This is a genomic window from Clostridium collagenovorans DSM 3089, assembly GCF_900130005.1.
Lineage (GTDB): Bacteria > Bacillota > Clostridia > Clostridiales > Clostridiaceae > Clostridium_D > Clostridium_D collagenovorans.
The window spans coordinates 361,382-374,732 of record NZ_FQXP01000005.1 but is presented as its reverse complement, the minus strand read 5'-3'; the positions used below and the strand labels follow the sequence as shown (position 1 = coordinate 374,732).

General features: G+C 27.0%; 14 protein-coding genes. 12 read left to right on the top strand and 2 right to left on the bottom strand.

Going from position 1 to position 13,351, the window contains the following annotated elements; translation table 11 throughout:
- Nucleotides 1–505 precede the first annotated feature (505 nt).
- The 7 genes from BUA48_RS07925 (at nt 506) to BUA48_RS07895 (ending at nt 7,219) form a co-directional block, all read left to right on the top strand.
- Nucleotides 506–919, top strand: a complete 414-nt coding sequence (locus BUA48_RS07925) for an RrF2 family transcriptional regulator (RefSeq protein ID WP_072831514.1) — start codon at nt 506–508, stop codon at nt 917–919.
- 191 nt (nt 920–1,110) lie between these two features.
- Nucleotides 1,111–1,830, top strand: a complete 720-nt coding sequence (locus tag BUA48_RS07920) for a Bax inhibitor-1/YccA family protein (RefSeq protein WP_072831513.1) — start codon at nt 1,111–1,113, stop codon at nt 1,828–1,830.
- A 319-nt stretch (nt 1,831–2,149) separates the two neighbouring features.
- Complete coding sequence (locus BUA48_RS07915) at nt 2,150–3,370, top strand: MFS transporter (protein WP_072831512.1); 1,221 nt, start codon at nt 2,150–2,152, stop codon at nt 3,368–3,370.
- A 316-nt stretch (nt 3,371–3,686) separates the two neighbouring features.
- Nucleotides 3,687–4,559 carry an SDR family oxidoreductase gene (locus BUA48_RS07910; RefSeq protein ID WP_072831511.1) on the top strand — a complete coding sequence of 291 codons (873 nt, stop codon included), beginning with the start codon at nt 3,687–3,689 and terminating at the stop codon, nt 4,557–4,559.
- 166 nt (nt 4,560–4,725) lie between these two features.
- Nucleotides 4,726–5,322, top strand: a complete 597-nt coding sequence (locus tag BUA48_RS07905) for a hypothetical protein (protein WP_072831510.1) — start codon at nt 4,726–4,728, stop codon at nt 5,320–5,322.
- Nucleotides 5,315–5,815 (top strand): GNAT family N-acetyltransferase, encoded by a 501-nt coding sequence (locus BUA48_RS07900; RefSeq protein ID WP_072831509.1) that lies wholly within the window; start codon nt 5,315–5,317, stop codon nt 5,813–5,815. Before BUA48_RS07905 ends, BUA48_RS07900 begins: the two co-directional genes overlap by 8 nt.
- Nucleotides 5,816–5,935: 120 nt before the next feature.
- Complete coding sequence (locus BUA48_RS07895) at nt 5,936–7,219, top strand: MFS transporter (RefSeq protein ID WP_072831508.1); 1,284 nt, start codon at nt 5,936–5,938, stop codon at nt 7,217–7,219.
- 233 nt (nt 7,220–7,452) lie between these two features.
- Here the strand turns inward: BUA48_RS07895 and BUA48_RS07890 are convergent, their stop codons facing one another.
- Nucleotides 7,453–8,697: a hemolysin family protein gene (locus BUA48_RS07890; RefSeq protein ID WP_072831507.1), complete on the bottom strand. Its 1,245-nt coding sequence runs from the start codon at nt 8,695–8,697 to the stop codon at nt 7,453–7,455.
- Nucleotides 8,698–8,959: 262 nt separating this feature from the next.
- On the opposite strand from BUA48_RS07890, the gene BUA48_RS07885 reads away from it, so the two are divergent.
- Nucleotides 8,960–9,283 carry a hypothetical protein gene (locus BUA48_RS07885; RefSeq protein WP_072831506.1) on the top strand — a complete coding sequence of 108 codons (324 nt, stop codon included), beginning with the start codon at nt 8,960–8,962 and terminating at the stop codon, nt 9,281–9,283.
- Nucleotides 9,284–9,361: 78 nt separating this feature from the next.
- Here BUA48_RS07885 and BUA48_RS07880 read toward each other — a convergent pair whose 3' ends face one another.
- Nucleotides 9,362–10,360, bottom strand: a complete 999-nt coding sequence (locus BUA48_RS07880; protein ID WP_072831505.1) for a CPBP family intramembrane glutamic endopeptidase — start codon at nt 10,358–10,360, stop codon at nt 9,362–9,364.
- Between the two features lie 585 nt (nt 10,361–10,945).
- Between BUA48_RS07880 and BUA48_RS07875 the strand changes: the two genes are divergently transcribed.
- From BUA48_RS07875 to BUA48_RS07860, 4 genes are all read left to right on the top strand, one after another.
- Complete coding sequence (locus tag BUA48_RS07875) at nt 10,946–11,176, top strand: hypothetical protein (RefSeq protein ID WP_072831504.1); 231 nt, start codon at nt 10,946–10,948, stop codon at nt 11,174–11,176.
- 15 nt (nt 11,177–11,191) lie between these two features.
- Nucleotides 11,192–11,437, top strand: a complete 246-nt coding sequence (locus BUA48_RS07870) for a thioredoxin family protein (RefSeq protein ID WP_072831503.1) — start codon at nt 11,192–11,194, stop codon at nt 11,435–11,437.
- A gap of 23 nt (nt 11,438–11,460) precedes the next feature.
- Entirely contained in the window at nt 11,461–12,144 is a 684-nt protein-coding gene (locus BUA48_RS07865; protein WP_072831502.1) for a cytochrome c biogenesis CcdA family protein, read from the top strand.
- 75 nt (nt 12,145–12,219) lie between these two features.
- A complete protein-coding gene (locus tag BUA48_RS07860) occupies nt 12,220–13,296 on the top strand; it encodes a spondin domain-containing protein (RefSeq protein WP_072831501.1) in 1,077 nt (358 codons plus the stop codon).
- The last annotated feature ends 55 nt before the right edge of the window (nt 13,297–13,351 follow it).

Below are 13,351 nucleotides of genomic sequence, written 5' to 3'. Positions count from 1 at the left end.
TTATATAACATATATAAATTAAATTGAAATTAAAGATATTGTGATGTATAATAAAATACTTTAGTTTCAATATATTGTTCCAAGACAAATAAAAAGTTCCTTTAATGATTACATAAATAAATGTAGAAGATTTAAAACAACACTCTAATACAAAAATTTACAGTAATATTAGGAATTTTATGTAATACTACAACAATAATATAACATAAAATTATCAATTTTAGGTAAAAAAATTTCGAAAACTTATAAAAAATTAAATAACTTTTCAATAAAGCTAGAAAATCTATTTAATTTTATAGTAAAATAGTATAATATAACCTTTAGTATGATATTAAACATTTTAATATATAAGATTATGAAGAGTATAAGAAATTAAGTTTTAAAATTCAGAAAAGAGATAATAATAGATTATTAGAGGATTGAAATAAAGTATTAGACATAGACAAGTAGTTATGTCAAAGTTATTTTAGGGAGAATTATTTTTGAAAATTTAGGAGTGGATAGTATGAAGATAACACAAGAAGCAGATTATGCCTTAAGAGTAGTTCTTTATTTATCGGGATTAGAATTTGGAGAGAGAGTAGAGGCAAAAAAAATAGCAGAAGTATTAGGGTTATCACAGAGATTTTTGCTTAAGTTTTTAACAAAACTTACAGCTATAAATGTAATTAAGTCTTATAGAGGAACTAATGGGGGCTACGCTCTAGCAAGAGTACCTGAAGAGATAAATATGAAAGAAGTAATTGAGGCTATAGATGGTCCAATTTGTGTAAATAGATGTTTAACAGACATAAGTTTATGTACAGGTGGAAAAAATCATAAATGTAAATTACATAAAGCCTTTGTTAAGGTTCAAAGGGATTTAGCTAATGATTTAGAGAGTATAACTTTTAAGGACTTAATAGATGATAATTTTTAATAAAATTAATGGAATAGTAAGATAATATATAGGTTAATAATATGTAAACTAAATTAAGTTATAAGCATTATTATTGACTAAGCAAATTTACAGTGATAGAATATGGCAAAGTGATATTTTATACTATATAGTTAGTAGGGAATATCACTTTAATATATTACAAATCTAATTCAAGACTTGGAGGGATATATATGGAAAAACCGAATCCTTTTATAGAACGTGGTTTAAAAAATGCCGGAGGATACGGAAATACATCTAGTATGAGTGTAACAGGTACGGCAGTTAAGACATTTATATTATTAGCAATACTAGTTATTTCAGCATCTATAACTTGGAATGGTGGAGGAAGCATGGGATTATTAATAGGAGCTTCTATTGGAGCTGCTATAGTAGCTGTTGTAACATCATTTACACCAACGCTTTCACCAATTACAGCACCTATATATGCTATATTAGAAGGTATGTTATTAGGATCTTTTACTGGCATAGTGTCAAGACAATATAGTGGAGCAGTTTTAGCAGCGGTATTACTTACTGTGGCAGTTGCTATTTCTATGTTACTTATATATAGACAAAGAGGATTATCAAATAGATTAAGAAATACTATAGTAATAGCTACTATGGGAGTAAGTGTTATATATTTGCTAAGCTTTGTATTATCATTATTTGGTATTTACATGCCTTTTATTTATGGTAGCGGAATCACTGGAATAGTATTTAGCATAGCTATAGCAGCCTTAGCAGCTTTTAATCTACTTGTAGATTACGATTATGTTCTAAGAATGACTTATAGCGGTGCACCTAAATATATGGAGTGGTATGGCGGATTTGGAATACTTGTAACTTTAGTTTGGTTATTCTTAAGAATTTTACGATTAGTAATGATATTTATGGATAATAGAGATAATTAATACTGAAAATCACTTGTGAATTTTATAAGTTCACAAGTGATTTTTTTATTTCACCATAAAATTATAAGAAGCTTTTAATTATGAGTTTAGGTAGTAAAATCTATAATGCTTTTATATAGCTTAAGTTATGTAGCTTTTATTTTGTACTGGAGAACATGATGCATTTTTAATAGAGAACAATGAAATGTTGAATTTAATGGAATTATAATTATATTTTGGATATAATATATACTTAATACTATATATTGTTGAGTAGGGGTTATGTTTCAAAGGGACTCAAGATAAAAAATGTATAAAAGAGGGATAGGGGAATTTTTATATGAGTGAATATTTGGAGTTAATTAAGAAGAAAAACTTTAATAAATATCTAACTGCACGGGTAATAAGTAAATTTGGTGATATAGTGTATACACTATCTATTATGTGGTATATCTTAGATAAAACGGGTTCCAGTGCTACTGTTGGCTTTTTACTTGCATTTAGTAATTTACCACAAATAATAACGGGACTCTTTTGTGGCGTAATTGTAGATAAATTTAGTAAAAAGAATATAATGATTTTTTCTGATTTAATAAGAAGTGTATTAATTATAGTTATATTAATAATTTTAAAAAGTAATAGCTTTAGTATATGGCCTATCTTTATATGTTCTTTTTTATTAGAGCTGTTTGATATAGTCTTTGGAACTGCTAGGTCGGCAATACTTCCAAGTATAGTTGATGATGAAAATATTATAAAAGCTAATATATTAATAGAAACTATTTTTAATGTTTTAGATGTTGTAGGAATGGCATTAGGAGGAATACTAATAGCGGTTACTTCCATGAATACATTATTTATAGTGAATGCAACTACTTTTGTATTTTCAGCTTTTTTTATAGGATTAATTAAAATAAATAAAAATAGAGAAACTAAAGATATAGAGTGTGACAAGGAAAGTAGTTTTTTTATGGATTTAAAAGAAGGGGTATCCTATGTATATAAAAATAAATTTATAAAGGTTTTTATAGTGGTTTTACTTATAACTAATTTAGCTTATGGTCTTTTAGATACTTTACCTGTAATACTTTCTCAAAATGTTTTACATGTAGGTTCTGAAGGTATGGGGTTTATTAGAACATCCATAGCTATTGGTATGGTAATAGGTTCCTTAATAATAGGGATGTTAAAGGTGAAATCACCAGGTAAATATTATTTTATAGGACTTTTATTTAGTGGACTTAGTGTTTTAATTATAGGGGGAATTTCAAATTTTCCTGCTATAGTTATACTATATTTTTTATATGGAGCATCAGATTCTATTACAAGTCCTATATTTAGTTATTTACAAATAATAGTTGATAAAAATATTATTGGCAGAGTGTTTAGTATAATAAATGTTATTGGACTAATATTAGCACCTATAAGCATGGGACTATCAGGTATACTTTGTGACATGATTGGTGTACAACCTGTTTATATTATGGGTGGAGTATTACTTATATGCTCAGCGTTTATAGTGTTAATTTCTAAATCTATGAGAAAGGCATATATAAAGTAAAAATCAACTTTAATTACAGTTTGCATTAAGTAAACTTTATATCTCCATAATCTTAGAGGTGAAATTTGAATATGCAATACAGTATGAGAATTTAATTTTATAGTGCAAAATATAGAAATAGTATTTGGGTTTTATATAAAGATAATATTAGATTTTTATTAAAGTTAACACTTGAAAATTAAAGTAAACCATAAGACAAAGACATAATAGAAAAATTATATATTTAAATATCTAATTTCTTTTATTTGAATATTAATTAAGGAATAGTAGGAAACTAATTTTATTAAGAAATAAATTTATAGGAGGAATTAGTACCTTGGATACTAATAAAATTAATTTTCCGACAAGTTTTCCAAAGCAACATCAAAGTGAAAAACCAGGAGTGGAGTTTTCTATGAATCCTAGACCAGTATATGAGCATGAAGCTTATAAACATGGCAATAGATTAGAAGGAAAAGTAGCTATAATAACTGGGGGAGATAGTGGTATAGGAAGAGCTGTAGCTATTGCTTATGCTAAAGAAGGCGCAGATGTAGCTGTAATGTATTATAAGGAACATCAGGATGCTGAAGAAACAAAGAATTTAGTTGAAAAGCAGGGAAGAAGGTGTTTGCTGATATCAGGAGATATAGCTAACGAAGAGTTTTGTAAGTCTTCAGTAAAAGAGGTTATAAACAAATTAGGTAAAATAAATATATTAGTTAATAATGCAGGTGAGCATTATCCTCAAAGTGGCATTGAAAACGTAACCAAGGATCAATTAATAAGAACCTTTGAAGTTAATGTTTTCTCAGTTTTTTATATGACTAAGGCTGTTATACCTCATATGACAGAGGGGGATTCTATAATAAATACAGTTTCAATTACAGCTTATGCAGGAAATGAGGAATTAATAGATTATTCTTCAAGTAAAGGTGCTCTAGTTACTTTTACTAGATCAATGGCACTTTCACTAGCAACTAAGAAAATAAGGGTAAATGCCGTGGCACCAGGATCAATATGGACACCACTTATAGTAGCATCTTTTAGTGAAAATAAGGTTTCCACCTTTGGATCAGATGCAGCTATGGGAAGAGCAGGGCAGCCAGTTGAACTAGCACCTTCTTATGTATTCTTAGCTAGTAATGATGCTTCTTATATGACAGGAGAAGTTTTACATGTTAATGGCGGTAAGATGGTAACAACTTAATATATAAAAGTATATAAATAAAACTCCTTTACATATATGTTGTAGAGGAGTTTTATTTATGTTGCTTTAGTTATTATAGTATAGATACAATATAAAACTTAGGGTACAATTATATATTATGTAGTAAATAAGAAATACACTAAATATCAAAAGGAGAATTATAGCAATGACAGAATTTGATAAAAGTTATGATATAGAAAGTGAAATTGAAAACTATAAAAGCATAGAGGAATTAAATAACTTAAAGTTAAGATGCTTAGGAAAAATTACAACTACTGAAAAAATAATAAAGGGTTTAAGAGTGGATTTAAATAATTTACATATAGATAAAGAAAATTGTGAGAGATTATTAGACATTAAAAATACAGGTTTAGCTAAACTGAATAGTGATATTTTAAAGAATAGTAAAGAAGCTGATAATGTACAAGAAAAATTCGAAGAGATGAAGGAATTAGAGAAGAAGTTAAAGGAAGGTAATGAGACCAATATAAAGCTAGAAGAATTAAAAGGTGTAAATAGTGAAAAAAACAAATTAGGTGTTAGGTTAGTGACTTTAAGAAAAGCTATAGAAGAAAATCAATTCACTAAAGGAAAGCTAGAAAAAAACATAGAGGAGTTTAATGAAAATAAAGAAGTATATTTAAGTGAAGAAAAAAGATGTGTTGAAAAAATAAAAAATTATGAGGATAAGTTAAAGGTACATATGAATAATCTTGAAAAGGTTATTACGAAGATTCTGAAGGAGGAGAGAAAAGGTGATTAGAAGAGCGACTTTAGATGATTTAGAGTCTATAATGGAGATCATAAAGGATACAGTTATGGAGATGAATAAAGAAGGAAATTATCAATGGAATTCCTCTTATCCTTTAGAAGCTGATTTTATAAAGGATATAAAGAAAGGAGAGTTATTTTTAGAAGAGGAACATGGAGAAGTATTAGGTTTCATATGTCTTAACATGAGTGAAGCAGAGGAGTATAAAGAGCTTAAGTGGGACTTTGAAGGCGAGGCTGTTGTTATACATAGAATGGCTGTTAATCCTAAAAGTAGAAATAAGGGTGTAGGAAGTAAGTTAATGAATTATGCAGAGGAGTTTGCCTTAAGTAATAATATTAGTTATATAAAAACGGATACAAATGAAATAAATATAAAAATGAATAATTTATTTAAAAAGTGTGGGTATAAGCTATTTGGAAAGGTTCAGCTAAAAGGATATGATAGCTTGTTTCCTTGCTATGGAAAAGCTATAAATAAATAGGGTCAAGATGTATGATTAGTATTTGGTATTAATCATACATTTTTTATTTCTCTCTAAAATGAATAAGCTTTTTAATTTTGAAAAAGATAAAAGTATTAGTATTTTAGTAGAGGTATGGATATGATTAAAAATAAGACATTAAAAACTTATATTGGATTTTCGAAAAACATTCAGATGATGGTAATAAGTGAAGCTTTAGGTGCCTTAGCTTTTGGGATTTTCTTTTTTTTACATACATTATATTTTAATAATATAGGGTTACCAACAGAAGAAATAGGATTAATTTTTTCTATTGGATCTTTTTTTTCTATTATAGTTTTTTTCATGGGACCCTTTATAAAGGTTTTTGGAAGAAAAAATATTTTAGCTACAGGAAGTTTATTAATAGCAATGGGCATAATTATATGTGCATTCACAAGTAATTTTTATTTTTTGCTTTTTTCACAGATTTGTATAAATACAGGGAATACCTTTATTCAAGTAACAGAGCTACAACTATTATATTCTTACACAACAGAAGAAAAAGAGTGTTGTGCCTATAGTTATAAATTCTCAGTTAATTTTATAGCCACAGCTATAGGAACTTTAATAGGAGGAAACTTAAATAAGATAGGGATTTTTAAGAGTTTTGGATATGTACACTTTTTTATGATATCTGCTGGATTATTAATAATAACCTTTTTTATGAGATGGTTTTTACTGCCTAAGGATAAAAGAGAAAAGCATGATGAAAAAGCCATGAGAAAATCAATTGGTAACGCTGTAAAATTTCTTAAGGAAGATAAGAAGGTAAGAGTATTTGCTATATTTTTATTTCTTATGTCTCTTGGATTTGGAGCAGTAGGGCCTTTTAATAACTTGGTATTGCAAAAATATTTTTCATATGAAAATTCCACTATATCTATATTTGTATTTATAAGTACTGTATTTAGCATGATAGGTCTATTAGTTATGCCTATGATAGCGGAAAAGATAAGTAGAAATGCCTTTGATGGTACATTATTTTTAATAGCTATAGCAACATGTTTTATACTTGTTTTGCCATTAAATAGATTTAGTTTTGCAACAGTTTTATTAATAAGAAATATATTTACACTATTAATAGTATCATCAATAGATGAATCTATGATGAGTCATATGGAATTAGACTTTAGAGATGTTTTTGCAGGTTTAAAGTTATTAGTAAATGGATTATCAATGGCACTTGGAAACTTTATAGGAGGATTTATATTAAATAATTTTGGATATAGAGTTAATTATTGTTATGGAGGAATTATACTTACCATATTAATAGTGTTGTTTTATTTTAAGCTTAAGGTGTTCTTTGTTAATAAGAAGTATGTTAAGAAGTGTTGCTGTCACATGAATAGACATCATGTTCCAATTAGAAGACAACAAAATTAAAATAGTTTAAGAATAAAGGGACTGATAGAATAAAAAGAAATATTATTATATGTGCTGATTTTAAATAAGCATAAATAATATATAACTTTTAGTACTATAGTCCCTAATTTATATAAGTTCTAATTAATATTCTACATTTATAGTAATAGTAACATTTATTATATAGTGAATGTTACCTGTAAATACAAGTAAGATTTTTTATTAGACTATATATAAATACAAATAAAAATAATTTAAAGTATAGTTATTTTAACCTTCTTTATTCTGTTTTTATCAACTTCATGAATAGTAAATTTTCTATCCTCATATACTATTTCTTCCCCTAGAACTGGAAAAGAACCTAGCTGATTTATAATAAAACCACCAATAGAATCAAAGTCATCAGATTCTAGATTAAGTCCTACTAAGTCATTTATATCTTCGAGTCTTATACTACCATCAACAATATATTCATTTTGTGATAGCTGCTCTATGTGAATTTCTTCATCATCATACTCATCTTCAATTTCGCCAACTATTTCTTCAAGTATATCTTCAATTGTGATTAACCCAGCTGTGCCGCCATATTCATCTAAAACCACAACCATATGATGTCTATTTTTATTCATTTCCTTAAATAAGTCTAAGGTCTTTTTATATTCATAGGTATAAATTGGTTCTCGTATATAAGGCTCTAATGAATCACCAGGTTTATAATCTGAAATTAATATATCCTTTATATTAAGTATACCAACAATATCATCAATACTTTCATTGTAAATAGGTATTCTAGAAAGCTGTTCAGCTCTAATGATATTAATTACATCTTCATAAGAAGAGTTAATAGACAAACTTACAATATCTATTCTTTGAACCATAATATCTTTTACGAAGAGATCACCAAATTCAACTACATTTTTTATTATTTCACGTTCCTCTAATTCTAAAATCCCTTCTTCTTCGCTTACATCTACAATAGTTTTTAGTTCATCCTCAGTTATTATAGGCTTTTCAGCATCAGGTTTACCACCAAGCAATCTAATCAATATATTTGCTATATAAGTAGTAATAACCACTATAGGATTAAATATTATAGAAAGAAAGTTAATCAAAGGAGCAACTAAAATAGAGACCTTTTCTGAACTTTGTGCTGCTAGAGTTTTTGGAGTTATTTCTCCAAAAATAAGAACTACTATGGTCATTATAATAGTAGCTAAGGGTAAATATTTAGGTCCTAAACTATTCATAATTAACGCTGTAGCTATTGAAGAACTGGCTATATTAGCTATGTTATTACCTACTAATATAGTTCCTAAAAGTTTACTTGGATCTTCAGATAATTTTTCGATTCTTTTAGCGCCTTTACGATTTTCAGAAACCATATGTCTTATTTTAAGTTTACTTAAAGACATTAAAGCCGTTTCAGAGGATGAGAAAAATGCTGAAGCAAAAATTAATATTATTAAAAAAATCAATTGCCACGTACTACCGGGTGCCAAATTTACAACACACTCCTTAAATAAAATAGATAATTTAAATACAATACATTATATTAATATTACTAAATTAGTATAACAAATTATATTATAATATATAATATAATAAATTTGAAGTTACTAGAAGAATATGAATAAAATATGAAAAGTCTAATAGTGTCTAAAAAACAGGAAAGAAAACATTAAATATTTTGTGAATTTGAGGTTTAAAGAATAACTTTAGATTATAATATATATAAATACATTTTAATGAGGTGATTGGGTTTTGAAGGTAAATAAGGTTGAGTTAAAGGATGTAAAGAGAAGTGAAATAATTAGAGATAATGAGGTAGAAGTACATTTACATGTGCATAATGGGTTCAATAATTTAAATGTTACACTTTCAAAGAAAAATTTACAATTTAATGATATAGTTAATTACGATGTTGATGTAAAAGTTATATTTTATGCAAGGAATTGTTGCAGAGCCGCACCTATGCTTATAATGGATAGTGCTAATGAGAAGGATAAAGTTGAAATTAAAGAATTAATAGATAACATATTGAAAATAAAAGGTGATGAAATAAAAGCTGCTATAGAAGTAGCATAATAGTTGTAAAGAAAAAAAGTTGGTATAAACCGTAAGAAGGGTTTATACCAACTTTTTATTTATTACGTTACATAATACTTAAATAGCTGTAAATATAAATATAATAATTGAAATAGCTATAGGTAAGTAAGCTATTGAATTAGCAAGTTTTGATGAAAATCTTTTGAAGTCATCCTCATTTCTAGGAATATGAGAATCATTGATTTCAATACCTTCATAGTTAGATGTATATAAATTCTCCAGTGAAGTATCCTCAGTACTAGGAATTTCATGAGTAGCATTTTTATATTTATTTAACCACTTAAAGATTTCAATTATCACTATTATACATATTATAGATATAAACAAAGAGTAAAGTAATTGTGTAATATTGAATGAAACTGCGGCAACTTCATTGTTAATCATATCTGTTACTTCATTAGGTATAAGTTCTGAATTCATAAGTTTATTTAATACTAAAAATGATAAAGAGCTAAAACCATTAAATATAAAATGCACAATCATAGATGAAAAAATACTTCCAGTATAATATACTAAATAAGAAAAAACTGCACCTAAGAAAAATGCATATAAAAATTGTGGCATATTAAAATGAAGTATAGCAAAAAGTAATCCATTCATAAAAGCTGCTGTGTGTATAGATTTATTTTTATAACCATCTAATACAACACCTCTCATAATTATTTCTTCACCAATTGCAGGGGATATGGCAAAGGCAAATAAAAATACAAGTGAAGGCATGCCTACCATAGTTTGCATGGCATCGCTAACATTATTTGTATACCAAAAACTAGTTAAGATATTACAAAATGCTGCTATAGGATAACATAAAAATGGTAAAGCTATTGATGCTATTAAACCACGCTTGCTTAATTTATGTAGCATTAAGGTTTCCTTAACAGGCTTTTTAGTAACTAAAAAATAAATTATTGTTGGTAAGAAGATTGTAAATAAACTAGAAACAATCAATACAGTTGATGTATCTAGTTTAAAAGCAAATAGCAATATAGAAGGTACAATAAATTGCAACAAAACTAAACAAAGAAAAAATAGGTTAGATTTAAAAATTCTTTTCATTGTGTCACTTCCTTTCTTAATATTTATATGATTATTGATAATTAATTTATAATAAAAATTTATAACATATAGTATGTAAGATTTAATTAATTTTCCACAGATATATTTATTATCATATATAGTTAACAATTAAAAGTTTGATATAGGAAGTTTGCTTATTAAAAAATATATAAGTTTTCCTAATTATCCTTAGGAGTTACATAGTTTAAAGGATAACCCTACTATATATGATAGTATTTAAATGTTGCTTTTGCAAATAATTACAAAAGATAAGGAGATTATTCAATAGAGATTATGTGTACAACCACTTATACTTCTTCATAGAACATATAAAATAAGTAAATTTGAATAGTAATGGGAAAAAATATATAAAACAAAATTAATCTTCCTATTATTATAAAATATATAATAATATAATTATAATTATATTTGTAAATAAGTAAAAGAAAAAATACTATAGAGAAAGGAAAATTAAGATAAAGTTAATTTATATAATTAAATTTTACTGAATAATAGTACTATACAGTTTACATTGGCATAAATAAGCTTTATCATATACCTTATACAGGTATAGGGGGAGATGACATGAAAAAGCAAAGTAAAATAATTGTAGTAATAGTATTGTTAATAACTATAGTGTCTATGTATTTTATTAAAAATGGAATAAGTCCAAAGAAACTAGTAGAAAACTCTAGCCTTCCACAGGAAAGTGAATTTGAAAAAATAACTAAAATATCTGTAGAAGTAAAATCTAAAATTTTAAATGGACAAGAAGTGGATAAACCTGTGTTTTTAGAGTTCGGTTCTTCAGGGTGAGCGGGTTGTAGACGCATGGAGAGCGTTATGATTGAAGTTGCTAAAAAATATTCAGATAAGATTTATGTAGGATATATAGACTTAGATTCAGCTAATACTACTATGAATGAGGATTTAGCAAGAAAACTTAAAGTTATGGGATTCCCAACTTTAATGTTAATAGGCACAGATGGAAAAGTATTTTATAAAGAAGTAGATGTTAAAAGTTTAGAAGAAATTGAAGAAATATTTAAAAATTATGATTCAAGTTTAGTAAAATAAATTTTAAAAAGAGGAGTAAAATCATGGATAGTATAATTAATAGCTTTACAGGATTAATAGGAGAAAACTTTTTTATTTCTATTATAGTATCTTTTCTTGCAGGATTAATAGCATCTTTTAGTCCTTGTATGTTATCAACTATTCCATTGGTAATTGGAGGAGTAAGTCAAAGTTCTAAGAAAGATAAAAAGGCAGGTTTTCAATATGCTTTAATCTTTTCTTTAGGTGTAATTGTGGTTTTTATGGCTTTAGGTCTTATAACTTCAATTTTAGGTAATTATGTAAATGCCTTGGGCAAATATATATATCTTATTTTAGGAGCAATTTTAATCTTTATGGGATTAAAATCTATAGGTGTAATAGGAGAAAAAAATTCTTGTAAAGTTCCTAAAATAAAAAATAATTTATTAGGTGCTTTTACTATGGGAATACTTGGTGGAGTTTTATCCTCACCTTGTTCTACTCCAATTTTAGCAGTTATTCTAACAATAGTTGCTACAGGCGGAAATGTATTATTTGGAGTGGTTATGTTACTAGTATATGGAATAGGGCATTGCGTATTAATAGTAATTGCAGGAACTTCAGTTGGGTTTATAGAACAGTTATCAAGTTCCTATAAATATAATAAAGTTTCGGATGTAATTAAAAATATTTTAGGTGCTTTAATCATAGTATTTGGATTATATTTGTTATATTTATGTATGTAGATTAAATGTAATTAATTTAGCATTCTTGGTTAAAATAAGTTAAGTATTAAACTTATTTTAATCAAGGAGGAAGAAATGCTTAAGAAAATAACGCCTATAATCTTAATAGTTTTTATGACTGTTCCTCTATTTGGATTCATACATGGAGATATTAATCAGGATTTATTTACTGATATGAGGGTTTATGCTGAAGAAGAAAAGTCAAATGAAGATAAAAATGATAGCAATCAAAACCTTAAATTAGAAACCAAAGAAGAGCAAGAGAAGAGAGAGGAACGTGAAAAAATAAAGCAAGAAGAAGAGAAAAAAAGAATAGAAAAGGAAAGAGAAGAAAGGGCTAAAAAAGAAAAGAAAAAAAAGAAAGAAAAGCCTAGAATGAAGTTAAATGAAAATGGAGAATTAGTTGAAGAAACGGAAGAGGAAAAGCTTCAACGTGAGCAAAAGGAAGAAGAAGCCGAAATAAAAAAAGAAAAGAAGAAGAAAGAAAAACAATTTAATACAACTAATGTAGAATATACAGTGGAAATTCAATTAGATTGGACTAAAGATACTCATCCTAAGGATTATCCTAATAATGGGTATATAACAAAGTTTTTAGGTGTTACTCATACAAGAAAGGGCGGACTTTGGAAAGTTGGAGGAGCTACCTCTGATGGAATGTTAGATATAGTCAAGGAAGGAAAACTAAAAGAAGCTAAAAAGGAAATGAAAAAACAAGTAGAAAAAGAAAGAGTAAATGATATTTTTGAAATGGATTCTATGAAGAGTTTTCCAAATTCTACAGGAACCAAATTTAAGATATCAAGAGATAGACCCTTTGTTAGCTTTGCAGCAGGGATTATACCAAGTCCAGATTGGTTTGTAGGTGTAACAAATATAAAGTTATTAGAGAAGGATTTGTGGGTTAAAGAAAAGGAAGTTTTAATATATGCATATGATGCAGGAACTCATGAGGGGACTACATATACCTCTAATACTAAAAAAGCAAAGACATTAAGTAAAATAATGAGAATAGAAATGGAACCTTTCTTAATTGATAGAAAAGTTGTGCCTGTTGGAAAGGCAATTTTTAGATTAGTTGAAGAATCAGTACCATCTGAGCAGTATAACACTTCTTATGATCAAGGAAGTAGTGAAAACGTAGACAATTAAAGGATGCATATGAGAAAAAACAAAAATCCTAACTTGAAATAATTAATTTCAAGTT